This is a genomic window from Alsobacter sp. KACC 23698, assembly GCF_045348435.1.
Taxonomy (GTDB): Bacteria; Pseudomonadota; Alphaproteobacteria; order Rhizobiales; family Beijerinckiaceae; genus Alsobacter.
Window position 1 is genome coordinate 3,187,040 of record NZ_CP157484.1, and the last position, 24,796, is coordinate 3,211,835.

Sequence of the window (24,796 nt, forward strand, 5' to 3'; positions counted from 1 at the left end):
GAGGGGTCAGGATGTCGCGCCGAACGGCCGACCGTCAACGGGTCGGCGTCGCCCCGTCCAGCCCGCCGAGCAGATAAGCGAGGAACGCGAGGGCGGCGAAGAGGCCGAGCGTCGCGGCGGCGACGCTCCAGCAGGAGCGCGGCTGGGCTTCAAGGATCATGGGCGATGTCAGGGTGGCGTCCCGGGATCCTGCGGCAGGGCCGCGATCCCGTCCGGTCCTCACCGGCGGCGCTCTCTTAAGGCCTCGTTAACACCGCCTCAAGCCCTGCTTTAAGAGGGCCGGCCCCTGGAAACCCGTCCGAGCCGGGCCCGGCCCTTGCATGGCGCCCCGCGGCCGCCCCAAGGTGCACGCATGATCCTCGCCCCGCTCGACATCGCCGCTCTCGCCTTCTTCGTCGTCTCGTGGTTCGGCTACGCCTTCGTGGTGGAGGGCCACAGGCTGGGGCGTCACAGCCTGAACGGGATCATGCACGATTTCCGCACCCGGTGGATGGAGCGGATGCTGGCGCGCGAGGTGCGCATCATCGACACGCAGATCATGGCCAGCCTGCAGAACGGGACGGCGTTCTTCGCCTCGACGTCGCTGCTGGCCGTCGGCGGGTCGCTGACGCTGCTGCGCGCCGCCGACGACGTGCTGCGGGTGTTCGCGGATCTGCCGCTCGGCATCGCGACGCAGCGTGGGCTGTGGGAGCTGAAGGTGATCGGCCTGGCCGTCATCTTCGTCTACGCCTTCTTCAAGTTCGCCTGGAGCTACCGCCTGTTCAACTATGCGGCGATCCTGCTCGGCGCCACGCCGCCCTACGAGGAGGCGGACACGGCCGCCGCCGTGCGGCATGCGCATCGCACCGCGGGCATGACCACCGCGGCGGGGCGGCACTTCAACCGCGGCCAGCGCGCCTTCTTCTTCGCGCTCGGCTATCTGGGATGGTTCTGGTCGCCCGTTGTGTTCATCGGGTCCACCACGGCCGTGCTGGTCGTGATGGGAGCGCGGCAGTTCCGGTCGGACGGCCTGAGGGCCGTGAGCCACGCCTACGACCCCAAGGGCGTGTGACCCCTGCGGCTTGACGAACGCCCGCGCCGGGCGCACGCACGACGCATGAACGCGAAACCCACCGTGTCCGCGCCGCCCGAGGCGCTGGAAGCCGCCATCCTGGACCTCGCCCGGCAGCGCGGCTCCGAGAAGACGATTTGCCCGTCCGAGGTGGCGCGCCATCTGGGCGGACCGCACCCCGATGGCTGGGGGCCGCTGATGGTCCCCGTCCGCCGCGTCGCCGTCCGCCTCGCCCATGAGGGCAAGATCGTCATCTACCGCAAGGGCAAGCCCGTCGATCCGGACGACTTCAAGGGCGTATACCGCCTCGGCGCGCCCCGGGAGGAATGAGGCCCGCGGGCCTTAGCCCTTGGCCTTCCAGGCCTCGTAGCGGGCCTTGGTCTCGGCGTTGGGCGGATAGAGCCCCGGCAGCGGCAGGCCGCGGTCCACTTCCGTCATGATCCAGGCCTCCAGGCGCTCCTGCTCCGGTCCCTCCTTCAGCACCGTCTCCAGGTAGGCGGCCGGGATGCAGACCGCGCCGTCGGCGTCGGCCACCACCACGTCGTCCGGGAACACGGCGACCCCGCCGCAGGCGATCGGCTCCTGCCAGCCCACGAAGGTCAGGCCCGCCACCGAGGCGGGCGCCGCGGTCCCGCGGCACCAGGTGGGCAGCCCCGTCCCGAGCACGCCGGCGATGTCGCGCATCACCCCGTCGGTGACCAGCGCCGAGACGCCCCGCTTGGCCATGCGGGCGGTGAGGATGTCGCCGAAGATGCCGGCGTCGGTGACGCCCATGGCGTCGACCACGGCGATGCAGCCCTCCGGCATGTCCTCGATGGCGGCGCGGGTGGAGCGCGGCGACGACCAGGATTCGGGCGTGGCGAGGTCCTCGCGGGCCGGCACGAAGCGCATCGTGAAGGCGCGGCCGGCGATGCGCTTGCCCTCGGCGGTGGGCAGCGGCGCCGGGCCGCGCATCCAGAGCCGGCGCAAGCCCTTCTTGAGAAGGACGGTGGTGATGGTGGCCGTCGAGATCGTCTCGAAGGCGGCGAGCGTGTCAGCGTCGAGCTTCATGTCGGGTGTCCCGCGAAAAGGCCGCGGAGAGTGTCACCGCAGGGCGGGCGGCGCAAGGCGTGGCGGGCAGGGCTGGGTCCCGGCGCGGCCAAGCCTCGCCCGGCCAAGCCTCGCCCGCTCGCCGGCTTCGCCCGTCACGCGTCCCAGGTCGGGGCGAAGGCCGGATTGATCATGCGCCCGTCCGCCCGCGCGAGGCGGGAGATGGCCGCCATCTCGTCCGGCGAGAGGCTGAAGTCCCAGATGTCGAAATTCTCGGCGATGCGGCCGGGATGCGACGACTTGGGGATGGCGCAGACGCCTGCCTGCTGAACCTGCCAGCGCAGCACCGTCTGCGCGCCGGTCTTGCCGTGCGCCACCGCGATCTCCTGCACGGTCTTGTCCTCCGTGTCGGCCCCCTTGCCGATCGGCGCGTAGGAGGTGAACGCCATGCCGTGGCGCCGCACGGCCTCCAGAAGCCGGTGCTGCCCCAGCGTGGGGTGATACTCGCATTGCAGCGCCGCCAGCGGTTCGGTCGAGAGTCGCACGGCCTCGTCCAGGAGCGCCACCGTGAAGTTCGACACGCCGATGTGGCGGGCGAGTCCGCGGCGCTTCGCGTCGCAGAGCGCCCCGATGGAATCGGCCAGCGGGATCTCGGGGTTGGGCCAGTGGATCAGCAGGAGATCCACCGCGTCGAGCCCGAGCTTGCGGAGGCTGGCCTCGGCGGAGCGCTGCAGCGCTCCGGGCCCGATCTCGCTCCACCAGACCTTGGTGGTGACGAACACCTCGTCGCGCGCCACGCCGCCGGCGCGGATGCCTTCGCCCACCTCCGCCTCGTTGCCATACATGGCGGCGGTGTCGATGTGCCGGTAGCCGACCTTCAGAGCCGTCGCGACGGCGTCGACGCAAGCCTGCCCCTCCGACCGGAACGTGCCGAGGCCGAGCGCCGGGATTCGGGCGCCGTTGGCGTCCACGATGATCTGTTGGGACATGAGGAGGTCTCCTGCTGGGTCGGATCCAGAACCTAGGGCGAGGCGGGCCTTTGTCACCCCCGGAAGGGCGCGCTCACCCGGCCAGGGACGTCGCGGTCGGGCCGAACACGTCCTCGAAGGCGGCGCGCAGCGCGGCGTCGGCGTCCTGCATGGTCACCGGGAGCCCGAGATCGACGAGGCTCGTCACGCCGTAGCGCCGCTCGGCGATGCCGCACGGCACGATGCCGCCGAAATGCGCGAGGTCCGGCTCCACGTTCAGGCTGACGCCGTGGAACGTCACCCAGCGGCGCACCCGGATGCCGAGCGCGGCGATTTTGTCCTCGGCGCCGGGCCCCTTCTCGGGCCGCCTCACCCACACGCCGACGCGATCCTCCCGGCGTTCGCCGCGGATGGTGAACGCGGCCAGCGTCTCGATGACCCAGGCCTCCAGGGCGGCCACGAAGGCCCGCACGTCCGGCCTGCGGCGCTTCAGGTCCAGCATCACATAGGCCACGCGCTGGCCCGGGCCGTGATAGGTGAACTGCCCACCCCGGCCGGTGCGGTGGACGGGAAAGCGGGCGTCCACGAGGTCCTCGTCGCGCGCCGAGGTTCCGGCCGTGTAGAGCGGCGGATGCTCGACCAGCCAGACGCATTCGGGCGCGCGCCCCTTCGCGATGGCCTCGGCCCGCGCCTCCATGACGCGAACGGCGTCCTCATAGCCGGTGAGGCCGGGGCTCGTGACCCACTCGACGGGCCCCGATCCCTCGGCCGCCCACAACCGTCCGGCCAGCTCTTCCCTGATCTTCACCGCGCATTAACCCTGTTGACCGCTCACTGAGACGGCGAACGGACCGGAGCCGGGGGCCCTCCCCGGTTCCGTCGCCCCAGCCTTAGACAACCTTCGCGGCCGCTTCCACCGGAATGGTCCGGCGGCCGCCTGCATCGACCTTGAGTTCTCGTGGAGCGTGCTTCGTGGCATCTGGTCTGGACATCGTTGGCGTCGACATCTCCATCGTCCTGGGCCGCTCCAGGATGCCGATCCACCAGCTGCTGCGCATGGGCCGCGGCGCGGTGATCGCGCTCGATTCGGCCGAGGGCGACGAGGTCGAGATCCTCGCCAACGACCTGCCGATCGCGCGCGGAAACGTCGTCGTCAGCGGCGCCGCCATCACGGTCGAGGTCAAGGAGTTGCTGCGCCGCCCGCCCAGCGAAAAAATCGGCGGCTGAGCCCCGCGCCGGGTTTTCCCCCGCGCCGGGCAATGGTCGCTTGTCGAGCCGGAATCGATCTGTTACACGGAGCGCCGTTCCGGTCGGGCGGCCTTTTGGGGCTTCTTCCCGGAACACGTTGCGGTCGTGGCGGAATTGGTAGACGCGCTAGCTTGAGGTGCTAGTAACTTAACCGTTGTGGAGGTTCGAGTCCTCTCGACCGCACCACTCTCTTTCGAGCCCCCGGGCTCCGAACGGCGGCAGGATCGAAAGATCCGGGCCGCCGTTTCGTTTTGGGGGCGGTCACACCGCCCGGCGCCGACGCGTCGAGGCGATGATCTTTTCCGTCTCGCTCGACCACCCGGCCCGGGCCGGGACGGTGACGGCGGCGCCCGAGCCGCGCTCCATGTGGACCACGGCATAGCCCTCGCTCTTCAGCGCCCGCAGGAAGGCCGGCACCATGGCGGCCGTCTGCGGCTGGATGTCGTGCAGCAGGATCATGCCGCGCCCGGCATGCGCCAGCCGCTCCAGCATGCGGCTGAGCTGGAAGTCGGGCGCCATGCGGACCCAGTCCGACGCCCACAGGTCGCAGCCGAAGACGCCGATGTCGCGCTCCGCCGCCCAGGCGTTCGTCGCGGGCGTGTCGGCGAAGCCCGGATAGCGCAGGAAGGGCGCGACGCCGCCCTGGCCGGGCCTGGCGTCGGGCTCGCCCAGCGCCGCCGAGATGGCGGCGAAGCCGCGCTCGACCTGCTGGATCTGGGCCGCCTCGCCGAGATCGCGCATCGTCCAGGGATGGGACCAGGTGTGGCAGGCGAGGCTATGCCCCTCGTCGCGCATGCGCCGCACCAGCGCCGGGTGCGCGGCGGCGTTCCGGCCGATCAGGAAGAACGTCGCCCGGACGCCCTCGCAGGCGAGCGCGTCGAGAACGCGCGGCGTGGTCCCGGGCGCCGGCCCGTCGTCGAAGGTCAGCACGACCTCCTTCGGCCCGAGCGGCAGGGCGGCCGGATAGGTCTTGAGGCCGACCTGGAGCCCGCCTCGGGTCCCCACCGGCAGGATGCGGGCCGTCCCGAGCCGGTCCGGCGCGCAGGCGCCGGCCCAGGCCGGACCGGCCCCGGCTGCGGCGAGCAGGCCGGCCGCGACGGCGCGGCGGGTGGGGAGGCGTGTCATGCGCGGCGAAGCTCCGGAGTTGAGGCCGCAAAGGGCGGCGGGCGACCGTCAGGCCGGCGCGAGCGCCGCGCGCGACGGCGTCAGCCGCGCCGCCCAGGCGATGAACGGCGTCTCGATCCACCGATGCGTCGCCAGCGACGCCACGAAGGCCGAGGCCACGACCAGCGGATAATGCGCCAGAAGCGTCCACCCATCCGCATGGGGCGCCACGACTTCGGCGAGCCTGAGGCATGGAAGCAGCAGAACGAAGTGCGCCAGATACATGCTGTAGCTCACCTCGCCGAGACGCCGCATCGGCCGGCTGGCGAGGAAAGCGGGCGGATTCCCGGCCGCGCACGCGGTCACCACCGCCGCGCCGGCCGCGAAGAGCAGCTCCGGCGCGGGCGCGAGCACGATCATGACCAGCAGGGCGAGGATGGCGCCCTGCCCCGGGGGCGCCGCGAAGCGCCGGGCGGCCAGCGCCGCCGTGACGCCCAGAAGGAACACGGGAGCCTGGGTCGCCGGGTGGATGTGGATCGCGAATTCCGCCGTCCCGGCGAGCAAAGCCTGGCGGCGGAACGCTTCGGCGGCGAGCATGGCCAGGACGGTGAGTAGCGCGCTGCGCAGGAGCTTTCCGTCTATGATCGCCAGGAGCAGCGGCAAGGCGACATAGAAGGCGACCTCGCACGCGACGGACCAGCCGCCCGGGACCACCGCGACCGACGCGTCGCCCCGCCACGCGCTGCCGAAGACGGCCGCGACTGCGACGTCCGCCACGGTCAGCCCCTCCTCGGCGGACAGCCTCGGCCCGAGGCCGGCCAGGGCCGTGTAGCCCAGCAGGGCGGCCCAGTAGCCGGGTGCGATCCGCGCCAGCCGGCGCAGGGCGTAGCATCCCAGCCCGCCGGGATGGTCGCTCATCCGGCAGGTCAGCGTGAAGGCGCTGACGACGAAGAACAGCTCGACGCCGTATTGGCCCGTGGAGCCGATGGAGACCAGCCACGCAGGCAGCGATAACATGGCCTCCGGACCGACCGGCTGGAAGATGGCCAGCGCCCCGTAAGCGCCCTGCGCGGCGTGGTGCAGGATCACCATCAGGATCGCCACGCCCCGCAAGCCGTCCAGCGCGGGCATATGTTTGGGAAGGCTCGTCACGCTGCAGGGACCCTCGCGCGGTTCAGCGGATCCATCTTGAGCCCCTCCGATTAAGGTTTTGAAACCGGAAGGCGCGCGACCCGGACTGGCGCGTTGCGCGCGGCGGCGCGAGTGCTACAAGGCGCCAGGCCATCTCACGAAAAACGCGGACCGTCGCATGCTGGATCTCGACGACCAGACCAAGTCGGCCGATCGCATCCTCGCTTTCCGGAACGAGGACGGCGACGTCAGCCAGGCGTTCGTCGCCGCCGTCGTCCAGGCGACCGAGGCGGGCGACGCCGAACAGCTGCGCGAACTGGTCCGGCCGTTCCATGAGGCCGACCAGGGCGCCCTGCTGGAGGCGCTCCCGAGCGAACTGCGCGCCCGGCTGATCGGCCTGCTCGGCGACGTGTTCGACTTCGCCGCGCTGACCGAGGTCGACGATTCGACCCGCGAGGAGATCCTCGACGAGCTGCCAACGCAGACCGTCATCGAGGGCATGAAGGACCTCGATTCCGACGACGCGGTCTACATCCTGGAGGACCTCGACAAGCAGGACCAGGACGAGATCCTCGAGGGCCTGCCGGCCTCCGAGCGCGTCGCCCTCCAGAAGAGCCTGGACTATCCGGAGGATTCCGCCGGGCGCCTGATGCAGACCGAGCTGGTCGCCGCCCCGCCCTTCTGGACCGTGGGCCAGACGCTCGACCACCTCCACGCCAGCGTCGACCTGCCGGAGAGCTTCTACGAGGTCTTCGTGGTCGACCCCGGCCACCGGCTGCTCGGGCAGATCTTCCTCGACAAGCTGGTGCGCAGCCCCCGCGGCGAGCGGGTCGACGCCCTGATGAGCACCGACCGCCGGCGCGTCCACGCCACCGACGACCAGGAGCAGGTGGCCCGGCTCTTCGAGCGCTACAACCTCGTCTCCGCGCCCGTGGTGGACGAAGCCGAGCGGCTGGTCGGCGTCGTCACCATCGACGACATCGTCGACGTGATCCAGGAGGAGGCGGACGAGGACGTGAAGGCGCTGGGCGGCGTCAGCTCGGAGGAAGAGCTGTCCGACACCGTCGGGACGATCGCCCGCAGCCGCTTCGTATGGCTCTTCGTCAACCTGATCACGGCTTTCCTGGCCTCCGCCGTGCTGGGGCTTTTCGAGGGCCAGCTCCAGAAGATGGTGGCGCTCGCCGTGCTGGCCCCCATCGTGGCGAGCCAGGGCGGCAACGCCGCCACCCAGACCATGACGGTCGCCGTGCGGGCGCTCGCGGTGCGCGAGCTCGGCGCCGCCAACGCTTTCCGGGTGACGTTGCGCGAGACCTTCGTGGGGCTCGTCAACGGCGCGGGCTTCGGGGTCCTCACCGGCCTGGCGGCCGCGCTCTGGTTCAAGGACTGGAACCTGGGCGTCGTGATCGGCGTCGCCATGGTGGTCAACCTCGTGGCCGGCGCGCTCGGCGGAATTCTCATTCCGCTGACGCTGGAGAAGTTCGGCGCCGACCCGGCCGTCTCCTCCGGAGTCTTCGTCACCACCGTCACCGATGTCGTCGGCTTCTTCGCATTCCTGGGCATAGCAACGCTTTGGTTCGGTTTGGGGTGATTGCAATCAGCTTCAGCTTCGTATTTCCTGTTTCTTAAGACCTTTGGTCGAATTGCTGGGTATCGCGTTCCCGTCCACGAAGCGGCGAGCCTTGATGCGTATCCTCACCCGCGTTCTCCAGGCCAAGGGCCTTCTCGCCGCCAGCCTCGCTTTCGCCCTCGCGGGCGCGGGCTGCACCATGGCGCCCGACTATTACCCCCGGAAGGGGGACGCCAAGCCGCATGCCGGCGTGGCGCGCGCCAAGACGCTGCCGATCCACGGCATCGACGTGTCGCGCTGGCAGGGCGAGATCGACTGGAACTCGGTGCGCGAGGCCGGCACCCGCTTCGCCTTCGTCAAGGCGACGGAGGGTGGCGACCACCTCGACCCCGCCTTCAACCGCAACTGGACCGGCGCGAAGGCCGCCGGCGTGCCGGTCGGCGCCTATCACTTCGTCTATTGGTGCCGCTCCGCCCAGGAGCAGGCCAAGTGGTTCGTGCAGCACATCCCGACCGACCCGGATTCGCTGCCCCCCGTCCTCGACGTGGAGTGGAACGGCTCGTCCCAGACCTGCCCGAAGAAGATCCCGCGCGACATCGCGCTGGAGAAGATCCGCGTGATGCTGACGGAGCTGGAGCGGCACACGGGCAAGAAGCCGATCATCTACACCGACATCACCTTCCACGAGGAGGTGCTGCGCGGCGAGCTGAACGACTATCCGTTCTGGATCCGCAGCGTCGCGGCCGAGCCGCACGAGCGCTACTCCAGCCGGCCCTATGCGCTGTGGCAGTGGACCACGACGGGGCGGGTGCCGGGCATCAAGGGCGACGTGGACCGCAACGCCTTCCACGGCACCGAGAGGCAGTGGGTGGCCTTCCTCGACCGGTCGCGCCGGCAGGACGACCAGCCCGGCGCTCCGGCGCCCGACCTGCCCTCGCCCGGCCTGACGCCCCCGGCCGCGGTCGCCGAGGTCGAGGCCACCGCCTCGGTCCGCAGCTATCTGCCCTTCTGAGCCGGCGGCCCGCCTAGATCCAGCGCCGCACCTTGGCGGCGTAGTCGCGCCACGACTGGCCGAACCGGCGCTCCAGATGGGCCTCCTCGCGGGAGATCGCCAGCCAGTTCACGGCCGCGACCGTGACCGGCGCGAGCAGCAGCAGCCAGCCCCAGCGCAGCGCGATGGCGAAGCCGACCAGCGCCGCCGTGTTGGCGAGGTAGATGGGGTTGCGCGAGAAGCGATAGGGCCCGGTCGTCACCAGCTTGCGGCTGGGCGCGTTCGGCAGCACGGTGGTCCCCTGGCGCCGCAGCACGAGGAAACAGCCGAAATCCACCGCCACGCCCGCCGCGAACAGCGCCATGCCGAGCCAGGCCGGGACGATGGCGAGCGCGCTGTCGAGCCAGACGAACGGGTCGACCTGCTCCAGCCCCCACGCGACCAGGAGCGCGCCCGAATAGATCAGCGGCGGCCACGGGATTTGGTTGGGCCGCTCGCCGAAGTCCTGCGCCATCCCTGATCCCCCTGTTCGTGCGGCCCTCTACACGCCGCGCGCGCCTGGGTTATCCTGCAGCCAAGCGCAGTCGCACAAGAGGAAACGCATCCGCCATGCTGGCCAACGCTCCGCGTCCCTTCAACTTCGATCTCGGCGAGACCGCCGACGCCATCCGCGAGACCGTCGCGGGCTTCGCCCAGTCCGAGATCGCCCCCCGGGCCGAGGAGATCGACAAGTCCAACACGTTCCCGCGCGACCTCTGGCCCCGCATGGGCGAGCTCGGCCTGCACGGCATCACCGTCGAGGAGGAGTATGGCGGGTCCGGGCTGGGCTATCTGGAGCACGTCGTCGCCATGGAGGAGGTCAGCCGCGCCTCCGCCTCCGTCGGGCTGAGCTACGGCGCCCACTCCAATCTCTGCGTCAACCAGATGCGTCGCAACGGCTCGGAGGCGCAGAAGCGCAAATACCTGCCCAAGCTCATCTCCGGCGAGCATGTCGGCGCGCTGGCGATGTCGGAGCCCGGCGCCGGCTCGGACGTGGTCTCGATGCGCACCCGCGCGGAGAAGAAAGGCGACCGCTACGTCCTCAACGGCTCCAAGATGTGGATCACCAACGGCCCCTGCGCCGAGACCCTCATCGTCTACGCCAAAACCGATCCGGAGGCGGGCCCGCGCGGCATCACGGCCTTCATCGTCGAGCAGGGCATGAAGGGCTTCGCCACCGCCCAGAAGCTCGACAAGCTCGGCATGCGCGGCTCCGACACCGGCGAACTCGTCTTCGAGGACTGCGAGATCCCCGAGGAGAACGTGCTCGGCCAGGAGGGACGCGGCGTCAACGTGCTGATGTCGGGCCTCGACTACGAGCGCGCCGTGCTGGCCGCCGGCCCGCTCGGCATCATGCAGGCGGCGCTCGACGTGGTCATGCCCTACGTCCATGAGCGCAAGCAGTTCGGCAAGCCCATCGGCGAGTTCCAGCTCGTCCAGGGCAAGCTCGCCGACATGTACGTCACCATGAACGCCTGCAAGGCCTATGTGTACGCCGTCGCCAAGGCCTGCGACCGCGGCGAGACCACCCGCGAGGACGCCGCCGGCGCCATCCTGATCGCGGCCGAGAAGGCCACCCAGATGGCGCTCGACGCCATCCAGCTCCTGGGCGGCAACGGCTACATCAACGACTACCCCACGGGCCGCCTCCTGCGCGACGCCAAGCTCTATGAGATCGGCGCGGGCACCAGCGAGATCCGCCGCATGCTCATCGGCCGCGAGCTGTTCGCCAAGACGGCGTGAAGGAGCTGTCGTCGAATCGACGTTCGACGGACACAACCTCTGGACAGGACGCCCGTGACGGGCGTCTTATCGGGCGCATTCTGACAAGGAACCCGCTCGATGCTCGTGATCTGGGGCCGTATCTCGTCCGTCAACGTCCAGAAGGTGGTGTTCGCCGCCGGCGAGCTGGGGCTCGCCTTCGAGAGGCGGGAGGCGGGCGGAAAGTTCGGCGTGGTGCAGACGCCCGAATACAAGGCCAAGAACCCCAACGCGCTCGTTCCCACCATCGAGGACGACGGCGTCGTGCTGTGGGAGTCCAACGCGATCGTGCGCTATCTCGCGGCGCGCTACGGCCAGGGTTCGCTGTGGCCGCAGGACCCGGCCGAGCGGGGCCTGGCGGATCGCTGGATGGACTGGCAGCAGACCTCGCTCAACCCCGCCATCGGGCCCGCCTTCATGAACCTCGTACGCCTGCCGCCGGACCAGCGCGACGCGGCGGCCGCCGAGGCGGCCTTGGCCAAGAGCGAGACCATGCTGGCCATTCTGGAGGCCCACCTCGCCGGCAGCCCCTATCTGGCGGGCGAGACGATCACGATGGCCGAGATGGTCGTGGCCCCCTCCGTGCATCGCTGGCTCAACCTGCCCGCCGCGCGCCAGAGCCGCCCGCATGTTGAGGCCTGGTACGCCGGGCTCTTCGCCCGCGACGCCGCCCGGCAGGCGCTCCCGCTTCCGATCGAGTGAAAGCCCTTCCCATGCGCGTCGCCATGGTCTCCGGAGCGAATCGCGGCATCGGCCTCGCGGTGGCGCGCGAGCTGAAGGCCGCCGGCTTCGCCCTGTCGCTCGGCGTGCGGCGGCCGGAGGGCGCGCCGGCCGAGCTGTCGCAGGGCGGCGACGCGCTGGTCCACCGCTACGAGGCCACGGACCGCTCGTCCGCCCGCGCCTGGGTGGAGGCGACGGCGGCCCGCTTCGGGCGCATCGATGCGCTCGTCAACAACGCCGGGATCGCCCCGCAGGTGCGCCTCGAGGACGGAGCGGAGGAGGACCTGGACGCTCTCTTCGACGTCAACGTGAAGGGGCCCTTCCGGCTGATCCAGGCCGCCCTGCCCCACCTTAAGGCGTCGGGCGCCGGGCGCGTGGTCAATGTCGCGTCGCTGTCCGGCAAGCGCGTGATGGGGCTCAATGTCGGCTACCAGATGTCCAAGCACGCCGTCGTGGCGCTCACGCATGGCGTCCGCCGGCTCGGATGGGAGCATGGGATCCGCGCCACCGCGCTCTGTCCGGGCTATGTCGACACCGATCTCACCGCCCAGGTCCAGGACTTGCCACATGAGGAGATGACCCGGCCCGAGGACCTCGCCCGGATCGTCGCCCTGGTCCTGCAGCTTCCCAACAACGCCGCGATCGCAGAGGTTCTGGTGAACTGCCGCTACGAGCACATGCTCTGAGATGCCGACCCCCCCGGCGCCGCTCTTCCACCGGCTCGTCCCCCGCGACGGGCCTTCCGTGACCTTCACCATCGACGGCGCGCCGGCGGCCGCGCAGGCCGGGGACCTCCTCCTCACGGCGATCCTGCTGAACGGCTCAGCGCTGCGGCGCTTCGAGTTCGGCGAGGGACGCCGGGCCGGATTCTGCCTCATGGCCGCCTGCCAGGATTGCTGGGTGACGCTGGCGGACGGACGCCGGCTGCGCTCCTGCACCACGCTGGTGGAGGACGGCATGGCCGTCGTGATCGAGGGCGGCCCGCATGGCTGACGCCGCGAACCACGGCCCCGTGGTCGCCATCGTGGGCGCCGGCCCGGCGGGGCTGCGCGCGGCCGAGGCGCTGGCCCTGGCGGGCCTGCGTCCGGTACTGTTCGACGAGGCCCCCCGGCCGGGAGGCCAGATCTACCGCCGCCCGCCGCCCGGCGCCGAGCGCCCCGGGCGCGACCTCTACGGCCTGGAGGCCGGCAAGGCCGCCGCCCTGCACGCGCTCCTGCCCGCGCTGGGCGAGCGCATCGACCACCGGGCGTCGACGCTGGTGTGGAACGTCCATGAGAACCGCCTGGACACGCTGTGCGACGGCGCCTTCGGCGAGCTGGCCTTCGACCGCCTGATCCTGGCGACGGGCGCGATGGACCGCGTCATCCCCTTCCCGGGCTGGACGCTGCCCGGGGTGTTCACCCTCGGCGGCGCGCAGATCGCCTTGAAGGCGCAGGGCGTCTCGATCGGCCGCCGGGTCGCCCTGGTCGGGGCCGGACCGCTGCTGCCGCTGGTCGCCTGGCAATACGCCAAGGCCGGCGCGCAGATCGCGGCCGTGCTGGACGCGACGCCCTTCTCGGCCAAGCTGCGCAACGCCGCCGGGCTCGCCGCCGAGCCCCTCACGCTGGCCAAGGGGCTCTACTATACGGTGCGGACGGCCCTGCGCGGCGCGAGGCGGGCCAGCGGCGTCCGGGCGATCCGGGCGGAGGGCGCCGGCCGCGTCGAGGCGCTCTCCTGGGTGGGCGCGGACGGGCGCGAGCATCGCGTTGCCTGCGACGCCGTCGGGGCCTCCTTCGGACTGCGCAGCGAGACCCAGCTCGCCGACCTTGCGGGCTGCCGCTTCGCCTTCGACGAGCAAACCCGGCAATGGACGCCGCAGCGCAAGCCCGACGGCCGCTCCAGCCGGCCTGGCGTGTACCTGGCGGGCGACGGCTCGGGCGTCGGCGGCGCCGACGTGGCGGAGCTGCAGGGCCGGCGCACGGCGCTCGCCGTGCTGGAGGACATGGGCCGCCCCGTCCACGCGGCCGAGGTCGCCAGGCTGGACCAGGCCTTGGCCCGGCAGGCGCGGTTCCGCGCGGCGCTGGAAGCGGCCTATCCCTATCCGGACCACCTGATCGCCGCGCTCCCCGACGACGAGATCCTGTGCCGCTGCGAGGGCGTCACCGCCGGCGCGCTGCGCGACGCGGTGCGCGGCAAGTCGGCCACGGAGGTGAACCGCGTCAAGGCCTTCACCCGCATCGGCATGGGCCGCTGCCAGGGCCGCGTCTGCGGCCACGCGGCCGCCGAACTCGTCGCCCGCGAGCTTGGCCGCCCGCCCGCCGAAGCGGGCCGGCTGCGCGGCCAGCCCCCGGTCAAGCCCATCCCGGTCCTCGGAGCGCCCCGATGAGCGAACGCCTCGCAGTCGACGTCTGCGTCATCGGCGGAGGGATCGCCGGCTGCGCCGCGGCCGTGCGGCTGCGCCAGGCCGGCATGACGGTGGCGGTGCTCGACCGCGGGCTGTGCGGCGCCGGGGCCAGCGGGGTGAATTTCGGCGGCGTCCGGCAGCAAGGCCGCAATCTTCACGAACTGCCGCTCGCCCGGCGCGCGCGCGCCCTCTGGGACGGCCTGTCCGCCCTGCTGGACCAGGACGTCGAGCTCGACGTCTCGGGCCATATCAAGCTCGCCCGCTCGGAGGCCGACATGGCCGAGCTGGAGCGCTACGCCCGCGACGCCCGCGACTACGGGCTGGAGCTGCAGATGCTGGGCTCCAACCGCGTGCGCAGCGAGATCCCCTGGCTCGGCGACACGGTGGTGGGGGCCTCGCTGTCGCCGCAGGACGGGCAGGCCAATCCGCGCGTCGTCGGCCCGGCCTTCGCCCGGCTGGCGCGCCGGCTCGGGGCCGAGATCCGCGAGAACAGCCGCGTGACGGCGGCGCGCCGCACCGAGCGCGGCTTCGCCGTGGAGGCGGGCGACGCGCTGACCGTGGAGAGCGCCTGGCTGGTGAACACGGCCGGCGCCTTCGGCGGCGCCGTGGCCTCGTGGTTCGGCGAGACCGCCCCGGTGGAGCCGCTCATGCCCAACATGCTGGTGACCGAGCCGCTGCCCTATTTCGTCAGCCGCTCCATCGGCGTGTGCGGAGGCGACGTCTATCTGCGCCAGACCGGGCGCGGCAACGTCATCTTCGGCGGCGGCCGCGGCTGGGGCGACGCCGACCTGGCGGTGTCCCGCCCCCTCACCGACCAGTCGCTCGCGGGCATGAACCGGACGCTGGACCTCGTGCCCGCGCTCGGCAACGCCCAGGTGATCCGCACCTGGACCGGCATCGACGGCCAGACGCCGGACCGCATCCCGGTGATCGGCCATTCCGCGACGGCGCCGCAGCTCGTGCACGCCTTCGGCTTCTCCGGGCACGGCTTCCAGCTCGGCCCCGCGGTCGGCGAGGTGATCGCCGAACTCGTGCTGGACGGCCGCACCCCCACCCCGATCGCGCCGTTTGCGATCGAGCGGTTCGCGCACGGGAGCGCCGCGGCGAACGTTGCGGGGGACACGCATACCGAGCATTGACGACAACGCTAGTCGGCGCCCGGCAAACCCGGCTACGATCTACAGCGATAAAATGGAAATCGGCCCGAACCGAATTCCGACACGCCGGTCGACAGAGGGATTATCGACACATGAGCAAGAGCCTGATCGCCGCCGCCGCCCTGCTGCTGCTGGCCTCCACCGCGCCCGGAGCCTACGCCCAGGGAACCCTGAATGTCGGCATGGCGGCGGCCGATGTCGGCCAGCTCGACCCGCACCGCGCCACCACCACCCAGGACAAGCCGGTCGTGTCCTGGATCTTCAACGGCCTGGTGCGCTTCAAGCCGGGCTCGGCCAGCCTGGAGACGCTGGAGCCGGATCTTGCTGAGAAATGGGAGGCTTCGCCCGACAAGCTCACCTGGACCTTCACCCTGCGCAAGGGCGTCAAGTTCCATGGCGACTACGGCGAACTGACCGCCGACGACGTGGTGTTCTCGCTCAAGCGCGCCGCCGACACGAAGACCTCCTCCTTCGCCGCCGACTACGCGGCGATCGACACGATCGAGGCTGTCGACCCGCTCACCGTGCGCATCAAGCTGAAGCAGGCGATCCCGTCTTTGCTCGGGCTCGTGACGAACTACCATGGCGGCAACATCGTCTCCAAGAAGGCCGTCGAGGCGCTGGGCGCCGACTTCCGCCTGAAGCCGATCGGCACCGGGCCGTTCGTGTTCCAGGAGTACAAGCCCAACGAGAGCCTCACGCTGGTCGCCAACAAGAGCTATTTCCGCGGCGCCCCGAAGCTCGACAAGATCGTCTACCGCTTCATTCCCGCCGACTCGGCCCGCGACCTCGCCTTCGCGTCCGGCGAGCTGGACGTGGTCTATGGCCGGCAGGACCAGAAATGGGCCGAGCGCTTCAAGAAGGAGAAGGACGTCGTCGTCGACGTCCTGCGGCCGGCCGAGCTGTCGGTCATCCACCTGAACATGGCCATGAAGCCGCTGGACGACAAACGCGTCCGCCAGGCCATCGCCTATGCGATCAACCGTCCCCAGATGGTGCAGTTCAAGGGCGAGCTGACGGCCGAGCCGCCCGTCTCCGTGGTGCCGAACGGCTATCTGGGAACCACCAAGGCGCCGCTCTACCCCCATGACGTGGCCAAGGCCAAGGCCCTGCTGAAGGAAGCGGGCTTCGAGAAGGGCCTGCAGGTGAAGTCGGTGCAGACCAGCCTTCCCACGATGCTGAACTCGATGCAGATCGTGCAGAGCCAGCTCAAGCAGGCCGGCATCGACCTGCAGCTCGAGGTGGTGGACCACCAGACCTACCACGCCAACATCCGCAAGGATCTCAGCGGCGTGACCTACTACTCGGCCGCCCGCTTCCCGGTCGCGGACGTGTACCTGACGCAGTTCTTCTCCTCCAAGTCGATCGTCGGCACGCCGACGGCCGTGACCAACTTCTCCCACTGCGCCGTGGCCGACAAAGAGATCGAAGCCGCCCGCAGCGAGCCCGACCTCGCCAAGCAAAAGGAGCTCTGGGCGACCGCGCAGACCAAGATCGTCGAGGAGGTCTGCGCCGTGCCGCTGTTCGAGCAGCTCCAGATCTGGGCCCACAAGACGAATGTCGACTTCGGCTACGACCTGAAGGACGCCATCCATCTGGGACCGGTGATCACCGAAGCGACGACCAAGAAGTAAGGCCGCCGATGCTGCGCTTCGTCGCCAAGCGGCTGGCCCTCGCGATCCCGACGCTGTGGGCCGTCCTGACGCTCGTCTTCGTGCTGGTGCGGATCGTCCCCGGCGATCCCACCATCGTGATCCTGGGCGACCAGGCGAGCCCGGCGGCGCGCGCGGCGCTGCGCGAGAGGCTGGGTCTCGACCAGCCGCTCCTGTCCCAGTACTGGGACTTCATGACCCAGATCCTGCATGGCGACCTGGGTCGTTCGCTCGTCACCAACCGCCCCATCGTCACCGATGTCTGGGCGGTGCTGCCCTTCACCATCGAGCTCACCTTGGCGGCGCTGGCGATCGGGGTCGTGATCGGCGTGCCGCTCGGCGTCATGGCGGCCCAGAACCGCGACGGCTTCGCCGACTGGTTCGCCCGGATGTTCTCGCTGGCGGGCCTCTCCTTCCCGGCCTTCGTGTCGGCGATCCTGCTGCTGATCGTCTTCGCCGTTCAGCTGCGCTGGTTCCCGGTGATCTCGACCGCCAACGCGGCCGACCCGGCCGAGCGCCTGCGCGCGCTGGTGCTGCCGGCCTTCAATCTGGGCCTGATCATGGTGGCCTACGTCACCCGGGTCACCCGCTCGGGCATGCTGAAGGCGCTGGGGGAGGACTATATCCGAACGGCCCGGGCGAAGGGGCTGCCGCAACGGCTCATCGTCTGGCGGCACGCGCTGCGCAACGTGCTGATCCCGATCGTGACGGTGGTGGGCCTCTATCTGGGCGTGCTCATCGGCAACGCCGTCGTGACCGAGATCGTGTTCAACCGGCCGGGCCTCGGCAAGCTGATCGTCACCGCCCTGAACCAGCGCGACTACGCCCTCCTGCAAGGCCTGATGGTGGTGTCGGCCTTCGCCATCGTGGTCGCCAACATCCTCACGGACCTCACCTACGGGCTGGTCGACCCACGGGTGAAAACAGCATGAGCGACGCCGCGGCTTCCCCTCCGGCGGCTCCCGCCCCGCTCGCCCCTGCGCCCGTGTCGCTGGCGGCGCCCTCCGCCTGGACGCGCGCGACGCGCTCCGGCGGCCTGCTGCTGGGCGTCGTGCTGGTGGCCGCCATGATCCTGATCGCGGCCTTCGCCGCCAAGGTGGCCCCCTACGATCCGGACGACCAGGACGTGATCCTCAACCTGGTCGGCCCTTCCGCCGAGCACTGGTTCGGCACCGACGCTTTCGGCCGCGACGTGCTTTCGCGCGTCATCTGGGGCGCCCGGATCTCGCTCTTCGTCGGCTTCGTGGCGACGCTGGCGGGCGTGGTGATCGGGACGGTGATCGGCGTCGTGTCGGGCTATTACGGCGGCGCCATCGACAAGGCCATCACGGCGGCGACCGACGTGCTGCTGAGCTTTCCGCAGCTCATCATGGGTTTGATGCTGGTCGCGGTGCTCGGCCCCAACCTGCGCAACCTCATCCTGGCCATCGCCGTGACCGCGATCCCGGCCTTCATCCGCGTCGCGCGGGGCTCCACCCTGGCCATGAAGGAGCGCGACTTCGTCGACGCCTGCCGGGCGCTGGGCTATGGCGACCTGCGCATCATGTTCCTGCACGTGCTGCCCAACATCATGGACGAGGTGGTCGTCATGGCGTCGCTGTGGCTGGCGACCGCCATCCGCACCGAATCGACGCTCGCCTTCATCGGGCTGGGCGTGCCGCCGCCGACCGCCACCTGGGGCGGCATCGTGCGCGAAGGGTTCGACAACCTGCTCGACGCCTGGTGGCTCTCGGTGTTCCCGAGCCTCGCCATCCTGCTGGTCATGATCGCCCTGAACCTGATCGGCGACGGGCTTCGCGACGCCACCGACCCGAGGGCCCCGCAGTGAGCGCCGTCGCCCCAGCCGCCCTCACCTCCGCCGACCGGGAGCCCGAGGCGCTTCGGGTCGAGGGCCTGACCACGTCGATCCGCATCGCCGGACGCTGGTTCGACGCCGTCCGCGACGTCTCGTTTGCGGTGCGCCAGCGCGAGACGCTGGCGCTCGTCGGCGAGTCGGGCTGCGGGAAGAGCCTGACGGCGCTCTCCATCATGGGGCTGCTCCCGGCGGGGGTCGGCCGCGTCTCGGAAGGCCGGATCGTGGTGGACGGGGTCGACATGACGGCCGCGGGCGAGGCCGAGAGGCAGGCGATGCGCGGCGACCGCATCGGCATGATCTTCCAGGAGCCGATGACCTCCCTCAACCCGGTCCTGCCGATCGGCTTCCAGATCTCGGAGGCGCTCCTCCAGCACCGCGGCATGAGCAAGGCGAAGGCCCGCCAGCGCGCCGTGGAGCTCATGGAGCGCGTGCGCATCCCGGCCGCGACGGAGCGGCTGGACGCCTATCCGCACCAGTTCTCCGGCGGCATGCGCCAGCGCGTCATGATCGCCATGGCGCTCGCGTGCTCGCCGCGCGTCCTGATCGCCGACGAGCCCACCACGGCGCTCGACGTCACCATCCAGGCGCAGGTCCTGGCGCTGCTGGCGGAGATCCAGAAGCAGGAGGGCCTCGCCGTCCTGCTGATCACCCACAATCTGGGCGTCGTCGCCTCGGTGGCCGACCGGGTGATGGTCATGTATGGCGGCGACGTCGTGGAGAGCGCGCCCGTGCGCTCCTTCTTCAAGGCTCCGACGCACCCCTACAGCCAGGCCCTGCTGGCCGCGATGCCGCGGGTGGATCGGTCGATCCCGCTGGCGCCCATCCCGGGACAGGTGCCGACCCTGCCCGACATGCCGGCGGGCTGCCGCTTCCAATCGCGCTGTCCGCTGCGCTTCGATAAATGCGCCGAGAAACCGCCGCTCGCGCCCCTGCCCTCCGATCCACAGCATGGCGTGCGCTGCTGGGCGAAGGCGGCGGCATGACGGACGCGCCCCCCATCGCCAGCCCGCTCCTGCAGGTCCGCGAATTGTCCAAGACTTTCCTCAGCCGCCGCGGCTGGCCCGTCGCCAAGACGGTGGCGGTGCGGGCGGTCGACCATGTGTCCTTCGAGGTCGGCCGCGGCGAGGCGCTCGGCGTCGTCGGCGAGTCCGGCTGCGGCAAGTCGACGGTGGCGCGGCTCGCCTTGCGGCTCATCGAGGCCGACGGCGGCGACGTCGTCTTTGACGGCGCGCAGGTGCTGCAGGCCTCCAAGGGCGACCTGCGCCGCCTGCGCAGGCGCATGCAGATCGTCTTCCAGGACCCCGCCTCGGCGCTCGATCCGCGCCAGCGCGTGGGCGAGGCGCTGGGCGAAGCGCTGCGCGTCCACGGCCTCGCCGCCCGGCGCGACGTGCGCACGGTCGTGGAGCGCCTGCTCGACGAGGTCGGGCTGCCCAAGGTCGCCGCGGACCGGTTCCCGCACGAGTTCTCCGGCGGCCAGCGCCAGCGCATCGGCATTGCGCGCGCTTTGGCGCTGGGCCCCGACATCGTCTTCGCCGACGAGCCGGTCTCCGCGCTCGACGTCAGCGTGCAGGCCCAGATCCTGGTGCTGATGGAGCGGCTGAAGGCCGAGCGCAACCTCGCCTTCGTGTTCATCTCGCACGACCTCGGCGTCGTGCGCCACTTCTGCAAGCGCGTGGTGGTGCTCTATCTGGGCCGCGTGGTGGAGACCGGTCCGGTGCCGGAGATCTTCGAGGATCCGCTGCACCCCTACACGCAGCTCCTCAAGGCGTCGTCGCCCTCGCCCGACCCCGACGCCGCGGTGGCGATGACGTTCCAGGAGGGCGAGCCGCCCTCCCCGGTGAACCCGCCTTCAGGCTGCCACTTCCACCCGCGCTGCCCGCACGTCATGGAGGTCTGCCGCAGCGTCGCGCCCGCGCCGCGCAAGGCGGCCCCGGGCCGCGTCGTCGCTTGTCATCTCTATCCGGAGTGAGAGGCCGCGCGATGGCTCACGGCTTCAGATCGGCGCCTTGAAGAGCGGCGTTCCGGGCCTGCGCGGCGCAGGCTCTCCGTGCTCCAGCTCGTACAGGTACTCCGCCGGCAGCCCCGCGTCGCGGGCGGCCGCAAGGACGCCCTCCATATAGCCCGGCTTCGGCTTCCCCGGCCTGGCGCTGCGGCCGACATAGACGAGCGCGCGCCTGGCGCCGCCCTGCGTCACGACAGGCTGGCTGATCTTGGCGTAAAGGCCGGTGTGCAGGCTCTCGTAGCGGTCCAGCGCGGGCACGTCCGAAAGCGCGAGGTCCCACAGCATGCCATGCACGGTCCGGCGCGGGTCGCGCGCCACCGACGCGTAGCCGTCGACGGTGATGAGGAACCGATGCCGCGGCAGGCGCGCCAGTCCCACCGGGCGGGACCCCGGGCAGCGCTGCGCCATGGCGGCGCGGTCCATATTGGACCCATAGGCGAAATAGAGCGGCATCGGGCGGTCAGGAGAACTCCATGATCACCGCGTCGACCGCGAGGCTCTCGCCCTCCTTGGCGACGATCTTGGAGATCTTGGCGTCCTTCTCGGCGCGCAGCACGTTCTCCATCTTCATCGCCTCGACCATGCACAGCATCTCGCCGACCTTCACCTCCTGGCCTTCCTTGACCAGGATGGTCTTGACGAGGCCGGGCATGGGGCAGAGCAGGAACTTGCCCGTGTCGGCCGCCACCTTCTCGGGCATCAGCGCCGCAAGCTCGGCCTCCCGACGCGTGTAGACGCGGGCGGCGGCGGCGGCGCCGGCATGGGAGAGCGCCACCCCGTTGAGCAGCGGGCGCACCTGGAGGGCGACTTCGACGCCGTCCACCGCGCCCTGCCAGACCGGTTCGCCCGGCCGCCACCCCGAGGAGACCTCGTGCGAGTGACCCTCGCCGAAGCGCACCACCGTGGCGTAGGCCATGTCCTCGACGACGACCGGGAAGCGCTGCGTTCCAAGTTGCACCACCCGCTCGCGCTCGAACCTGACCGGCTCGGCCGCCCGGAGTTGGCCGGAGACCCCGCGCTTGCGCTGGTTCATCTTGTGGTCGATCGCGGCCGCCACCGCGGCCATCAGATGGGCGGTCTCGCCTTCCGGCTGGATCGGCTTGAAGCCGTCGGGAAATTCCTCGGCGATGAAGCCGGTGGACAGCCGTCCCGACTTCCAGCGCTCGTGGTCCATCAGGGCGGACAGGAACGGGATGTTGTGGCGGATGCCCTCGATGGCGAAAGCGTCGAGCGCCCTCGCCTGCGCGGCGATCGCCTCCAGCCGGGTCGGCGCGTGGGTGACCAGCTTGGCGATCATCGGATCGTAGTAGATCGAGATCTCGCCGCCCTCATAGACGCCGGTGTCGTTGCGCACAGTCACGTCGCCGACCACGCCCTCCGCCGGGGGGCGATAGCTGACGAGGCGGCCCGTCGACGGCAGGAACCCCCGCGTCGGATCCTCCGCGTAGACGCGGCTCTCCACCGCCCAGCCATTCAGCCTGACATCGTCCTGCGTGATCGAGAGCTTCTCGCCGGCGGCGACGCGGATCATCTGCTCGACGAGGTCGATGCCGGTGATCATTTCGGTGACGGGATGCTCCACCTGCAGGCGCGTGTTCATCTCCAGGAAGAAGAAGGAGCGGTCCTGACCGGCGACGAATTCGACCGTGCCGGCCGAATCATAGCCCACCGCCCGGGCCAGCGCGCAGGCCTGCTCACCCATCAGCCGGCGGGTCGCCTCGTCGAGCAGCGGCGACGGGGCCTCCTCGATGACCTTCTGGTTGCGGCGCTGGATGGAGCACTCGCGCTCGCCCAGATAGATGACATTGCCGTGCTTGTCGCCCAGCACCTGGATCTCGATATGGCGCGGGTCGACGATGAACTTCTCGACGAAGACCCGGTCGTCGCCGAAGGAGGACGCCGCCTCCGAGCGGGCGCGGGCGAATCCCTCCGCCACCTCGTCGGCCGAATAGGCGATGCGCATGCCCTTGCCGCCGCCGCCCGCGGAGGCCTTGATCATCACCGGATAGCCGATCTCGTCGGCGATCGTCACCGCGTGGGCAGGGTCCTCGATGACGCCGAGATGCCCGGGCACGGTCGAGACCCGGGCGGCGTTGGCCGCCTTCTTGGACTCGATCTTGTCGCCCATGGCCTCGATGGCCCGGGGATTGGGGCCGATGAAGACGACGCCCGCCGCCTCGAGCGCCTGCGGAAACGCCGCCCGCTCGGACAGGAAGCCGTAGCCGGGATGCACGGCCTGCGCGCCCGTCGCCCTGCAAGCCTCCACGATCCGGTCGATCAGCAGGTAGGACTGGGCTGCGGGCGGCGGGCCGATATGCACCGCCTCGTCGGCCATCTCGACATGCAGGGCGTCCCGGTCCGCGTCGGAAAAGACGGCGACCGTCTTGATGCCCATGCGCCGCGCGGTCTTGATGACGCGGCAGGCGATCTCGCCCCGGTTGGCGATGAGGATTTTTTCGAACATGCCCTGTCCCGAGCTCGAGGTCCCGCTAAGCCAGGGTCGTTTCTAGGATGGACCGGAGGGGGCGTCCACTCACCGAAGGGCGGAGACGGCGCCGATTGCGCACGCCCGCTCCGGCGGAGGGCGGAAGGCGCGTCAGGCGGCGCGGCGGATGACGGTGACGACGGGCTCGCCTTCCTTGGCGAAGGAGCGGTTCTCCTGCAGCGCCATGGCGATCAGGGCCTGGTCGACCCGGTCGGCCTCGCGCACGAGGTTCACCAGCAGCGGCCCCACATGGCGGGCCGGGCCGGTCCGCGTCATCTGCAGGCAGGTGAGCAGCCAGGCGGCGTCTTCGTCGCGCAGCACGCCGGTCGGACGGCGCTCCCAGACGAGGTGGGCGGTGAGCGTGTCGACGAAGAAGTCGCCCCAGGCGTCGCAGCAGTCGGCCACGGTCCGCTCCATGCGGATCAGGGCCTCGGCTTCCTGCTGCGAGACGCCGCCCTCTTCCAGGGCCAGCTGCAGCTCCCGCACGTCGTCCAGCGTGATGGACTGCTTCTCGATCGTGCGGATCACGATATTCTGGATGCGATTGGCCTTCATCTGCTCGCTCCTCCGCGGCTTTATTTGCGCCGCTCTTGTCTCTCTTGTGCAGTAACTATTGATCCACCTGAATGGAGCGCTGGTTAACGTGGAGATCCTAACGATTGTTCAGGTTAAACGGCGCTGACGATCATTGGTTTCTTGGATGTAAATCACGTCGCCCTGGCTGGCGCCGGCCTGGGCGCAGCGCTAGAGATGCAAAGAGGACAGGATCCGCGCCATGCTCGTCTCGATCGTCATTCCGGCCTGCGACGCGCAGGACTGCATCCGGGCCGCGCTCGCCAGCGTGCTCGCCCAGACCTATCCGGACTGGGAGGCGATCATCGTGTCCGATGACGGCCGCGATTACCTCGCCCGCCTCGCCTCCCAGGGCGTCGCGGATCCGCGCATCCGCCAGGTCAGCACCGGCAAGGTGCGCTCAGGCTGTCACCGGGCCCGCAATGTCGGGCTGGAATCCTGCTCCGGCGCCTTCGTGACGCAGCTCGACGCGGACGACGAGATCACGCCCGAAAGGCTGGAGCGTCTCCTGCCGCTGGCGCGCGAGCGCGGCGCGGCGGCCGACAACCTCGTCCTGCGAGACGCCGGGACCGCAGAGACGCTCTACCGCGTGCTGGGCGATGCGACCGCCCAGGTCGAATTGGACATCGAGGGGATGATGGGCCTGACGTCGCCCGTGGTTCCGCTGGTGCGTCGCGACTGCATGACGCCGCGCGTCGAAGGCGTCGAGCTGGCCGAGGACGTGATCGCCAACATGCAGCTGATCGGGCGCATCGGCAGGCTGCCCGTCGTGCCGGAGAGCAGCTACGTCTACAACGTCGCGGTCGGCTCCATCTGCCACCAGCCCGGCGTCGCGATGCGCTTCGACGAGGCCTACGCCAGCTACATCGATCGGCTCGAAAGGGGCGACGGCTACGGCCTGCCGGACGCGCTGCGGCCCGCCGCGATCCGCGGCTTGGCCGCCAAGCGCAGGCTCAATCTGCGCTACGACGACGCGACCGAGTTGGGCTTCGTCGGAACGTTCCAGGATTTCGCCGCCGCGACCCGCGGCGACTGACGCCTCGCGCGGGGCCGCTCGGCCCCGCCGGCGCTTGCGGCCGG

The 24,796-nt window shown here is 70.6% G+C and carries 27 protein-coding genes and 1 tRNA gene; 18 read left to right on the forward strand and 10 right to left on the reverse strand.

The window, feature by feature from the left end; translation table 11 throughout:
* Positions 1–34: 34 nt before the first annotated feature.
* Entirely contained in the window at positions 35–160 is a 126-nt protein-coding gene (locus tag ABEG18_RS15020; protein WP_406853864.1) for a hypothetical protein, read from the reverse strand.
* A gap of 192 nt (positions 161–352) precedes the next feature.
* On the opposite strand from ABEG18_RS15020, the gene ABEG18_RS15025 reads away from it, so the two are divergent.
* Both ABEG18_RS15025 and ABEG18_RS15030 read left to right on the forward strand, forming a co-directional pair.
* Complete coding sequence (locus ABEG18_RS15025; protein ID WP_406853865.1) at positions 353–1,051, forward strand: DUF599 domain-containing protein; 699 nt, start codon at positions 353–355, stop codon at positions 1,049–1,051.
* Positions 1,052–1,096: 45 nt separating this feature from the next.
* Positions 1,097–1,381, forward strand: a complete 285-nt coding sequence (locus tag ABEG18_RS15030) for a DUF3253 domain-containing protein (protein ID WP_406853866.1) — start codon at positions 1,097–1,099, stop codon at positions 1,379–1,381.
* A gap of 12 nt (positions 1,382–1,393) precedes the next feature.
* Here ABEG18_RS15030 and ABEG18_RS15035 read toward each other — a convergent pair whose 3' ends face one another.
* The 3 genes from ABEG18_RS15035 to lipB form a co-directional block, all read right to left on the reverse strand.
* Positions 1,394–2,101, reverse strand: a complete 708-nt coding sequence (locus ABEG18_RS15035) for a ribonuclease activity regulator RraA (RefSeq protein ID WP_406853867.1) — start codon at positions 2,099–2,101, stop codon at positions 1,394–1,396.
* A gap of 134 nt (positions 2,102–2,235) precedes the next feature.
* The gene (locus ABEG18_RS15040; RefSeq protein ID WP_406853868.1) at positions 2,236–3,069 is read right to left on the reverse strand and encodes an aldo/keto reductase; all 834 of its coding nucleotides are present in this window, start codon (positions 3,067–3,069) and stop codon (positions 2,236–2,238) included.
* Positions 3,070–3,142: 73 nt separating this feature from the next.
* Positions 3,143–3,856, reverse strand: a complete 714-nt coding sequence (gene lipB, locus ABEG18_RS15045; RefSeq protein WP_406853869.1) for a lipoyl(octanoyl) transferase LipB — start codon at positions 3,854–3,856, stop codon at positions 3,143–3,145.
* Between the two features lie 224 nt (positions 3,857–4,080).
* Here lipB and ABEG18_RS15050 point away from each other — a divergent pair, with 224 nt between their 5' ends.
* Positions 4,081–4,275, forward strand: a complete 195-nt coding sequence (locus tag ABEG18_RS15050; RefSeq protein WP_406858617.1) for a FliM/FliN family flagellar motor switch protein — start codon at positions 4,081–4,083, stop codon at positions 4,273–4,275.
* A gap of 120 nt (positions 4,276–4,395) precedes the next feature.
* A tRNA-Leu gene (locus ABEG18_RS15055) sits at positions 4,396–4,482 on the forward strand.
* A 75-nt stretch (positions 4,483–4,557) separates the two neighbouring features.
* Here the strand turns inward: ABEG18_RS15055 and ABEG18_RS15060 are convergent.
* Both ABEG18_RS15060 and ABEG18_RS15065 read right to left on the reverse strand, forming a co-directional pair.
* Complete coding sequence (locus ABEG18_RS15060) at positions 4,558–5,421, reverse strand: polysaccharide deacetylase family protein (protein ID WP_406853870.1); 864 nt, start codon at positions 5,419–5,421, stop codon at positions 4,558–4,560.
* Between the two features lie 48 nt (positions 5,422–5,469).
* On the reverse strand, positions 5,470–6,531 hold the full coding sequence (locus ABEG18_RS15065) for an acyltransferase family protein (protein ID WP_406853871.1): 1,062 nt from the start codon (positions 6,529–6,531) through the stop codon (positions 5,470–5,472).
* 178 nt (positions 6,532–6,709) lie between these two features.
* Here ABEG18_RS15065 and mgtE point away from each other — a divergent pair, with 178 nt between their 5' ends.
* Both mgtE and ABEG18_RS15075 read left to right on the forward strand, forming a co-directional pair.
* On the forward strand, positions 6,710–8,119 hold the full coding sequence (gene mgtE / locus ABEG18_RS15070) for a magnesium transporter (RefSeq protein WP_406853872.1): 1,410 nt from the start codon (positions 6,710–6,712) through the stop codon (positions 8,117–8,119).
* A 94-nt stretch (positions 8,120–8,213) separates the two neighbouring features.
* A complete protein-coding gene (locus tag ABEG18_RS15075) occupies positions 8,214–9,110 on the forward strand; it encodes a GH25 family lysozyme (RefSeq protein ID WP_406853873.1) in 897 nt (298 codons plus the stop codon).
* Between the two features lie 13 nt (positions 9,111–9,123).
* Here the strand turns inward: ABEG18_RS15075 and ABEG18_RS15080 are convergent, their stop codons facing one another.
* Positions 9,124–9,603, reverse strand: coding sequence for a methyltransferase family protein (locus tag ABEG18_RS15080; RefSeq protein ID WP_406853874.1), 480 nt, complete (start codon positions 9,601–9,603; stop codon positions 9,124–9,126).
* A gap of 95 nt (positions 9,604–9,698) precedes the next feature.
* Here ABEG18_RS15080 and ABEG18_RS15085 point away from each other — a divergent pair, with 95 nt between their 5' ends.
* The 11 genes from ABEG18_RS15085 (at position 9,699) to ABEG18_RS15135 (ending at position 20,625) form a co-directional block, all read left to right on the forward strand.
* On the forward strand, positions 9,699–10,871 hold the full coding sequence (locus ABEG18_RS15085; RefSeq protein ID WP_406853875.1) for an isovaleryl-CoA dehydrogenase: 1,173 nt from the start codon (positions 9,699–9,701) through the stop codon (positions 10,869–10,871).
* Positions 10,872–10,970: 99 nt separating this feature from the next.
* The gene (locus ABEG18_RS15090; protein WP_406853876.1) at positions 10,971–11,591 is read left to right on the forward strand and encodes a glutathione S-transferase family protein; all 621 of its coding nucleotides are present in this window, start codon (positions 10,971–10,973) and stop codon (positions 11,589–11,591) included.
* Positions 11,592–11,602: 11 nt separating this feature from the next.
* Entirely contained in the window at positions 11,603–12,295 is a 693-nt protein-coding gene (locus tag ABEG18_RS15095; RefSeq protein WP_406853877.1) for an SDR family NAD(P)-dependent oxidoreductase, read from the forward strand.
* A gap of 1 nt (position 12,296) precedes the next feature.
* Positions 12,297–12,602: a (2Fe-2S)-binding protein gene (locus tag ABEG18_RS15100; RefSeq protein ID WP_406853878.1), complete on the forward strand. Its 306-nt coding sequence runs from the start codon at positions 12,297–12,299 to the stop codon at positions 12,600–12,602.
* Positions 12,595–13,974, forward strand: a complete 1,380-nt coding sequence (locus ABEG18_RS15105) for an NAD(P)/FAD-dependent oxidoreductase (RefSeq protein WP_406853879.1) — start codon at positions 12,595–12,597, stop codon at positions 13,972–13,974. The genes ABEG18_RS15100 and ABEG18_RS15105 overlap by 8 nt, the downstream gene beginning before the upstream one ends.
* Complete coding sequence (locus tag ABEG18_RS15110) at positions 13,971–15,131, forward strand: NAD(P)/FAD-dependent oxidoreductase (protein ID WP_406853880.1); 1,161 nt, start codon at positions 13,971–13,973, stop codon at positions 15,129–15,131. Before ABEG18_RS15105 ends, ABEG18_RS15110 begins: the two co-directional genes overlap by 4 nt.
* Before the next feature lie 110 nt (positions 15,132–15,241).
* Positions 15,242–16,783 (forward strand): ABC transporter substrate-binding protein, encoded by a 1,542-nt coding sequence (locus ABEG18_RS15115; protein WP_406853881.1) that lies wholly within the window; start codon positions 15,242–15,244, stop codon positions 16,781–16,783.
* Positions 16,784–16,791: 8 nt separating this feature from the next.
* Positions 16,792–17,733 (forward strand): ABC transporter permease, encoded by a 942-nt coding sequence (locus tag ABEG18_RS15120; protein WP_406853882.1) that lies wholly within the window; start codon positions 16,792–16,794, stop codon positions 17,731–17,733.
* Positions 17,730–18,629 (forward strand): ABC transporter permease, encoded by a 900-nt coding sequence (locus tag ABEG18_RS15125; protein ID WP_406853883.1) that lies wholly within the window; start codon positions 17,730–17,732, stop codon positions 18,627–18,629. Before ABEG18_RS15120 ends, ABEG18_RS15125 begins: the two co-directional genes overlap by 4 nt.
* Positions 18,626–19,639, forward strand: coding sequence for an ABC transporter ATP-binding protein (locus ABEG18_RS15130; RefSeq protein WP_406853884.1), 1,014 nt, complete (start codon positions 18,626–18,628; stop codon positions 19,637–19,639). Before ABEG18_RS15125 ends, ABEG18_RS15130 begins: the two co-directional genes overlap by 4 nt.
* Entirely contained in the window at positions 19,636–20,625 is a 990-nt protein-coding gene (locus ABEG18_RS15135; RefSeq protein WP_406853885.1) for an ABC transporter ATP-binding protein, read from the forward strand. The genes ABEG18_RS15130 and ABEG18_RS15135 overlap by 4 nt, the downstream gene beginning before the upstream one ends.
* Before the next feature lie 24 nt (positions 20,626–20,649).
* On the opposite strand, the gene ABEG18_RS15140 is transcribed toward ABEG18_RS15135, so the two are convergent.
* The 3 genes from ABEG18_RS15140 to ABEG18_RS15150 all read right to left on the reverse strand — a co-directional run bounded on the left by ABEG18_RS15140 (position 20,650) and on the right by ABEG18_RS15150 (position 23,698).
* A complete protein-coding gene (locus ABEG18_RS15140; RefSeq protein WP_406853886.1) occupies positions 20,650–21,111 on the reverse strand; it encodes a gamma-glutamylcyclotransferase in 462 nt (153 codons plus the stop codon).
* A gap of 7 nt (positions 21,112–21,118) precedes the next feature.
* Positions 21,119–23,122: an acetyl-CoA carboxylase biotin carboxylase subunit gene (locus tag ABEG18_RS15145; protein ID WP_406853887.1), complete on the reverse strand. Its 2,004-nt coding sequence runs from the start codon at positions 23,120–23,122 to the stop codon at positions 21,119–21,121.
* A 132-nt stretch (positions 23,123–23,254) separates the two neighbouring features.
* Positions 23,255–23,698: a hypothetical protein gene (locus ABEG18_RS15150; RefSeq protein ID WP_406853888.1), complete on the reverse strand. Its 444-nt coding sequence runs from the start codon at positions 23,696–23,698 to the stop codon at positions 23,255–23,257.
* Positions 23,699–23,918: 220 nt separating this feature from the next.
* On the opposite strand from ABEG18_RS15150, the gene ABEG18_RS15155 reads away from it, so the two are divergent.
* Positions 23,919–24,752 (forward strand): glycosyltransferase family 2 protein, encoded by an 834-nt coding sequence (locus ABEG18_RS15155; RefSeq protein ID WP_406853889.1) that lies wholly within the window; start codon positions 23,919–23,921, stop codon positions 24,750–24,752.
* Positions 24,753–24,796 lie beyond the last annotated feature (44 nt).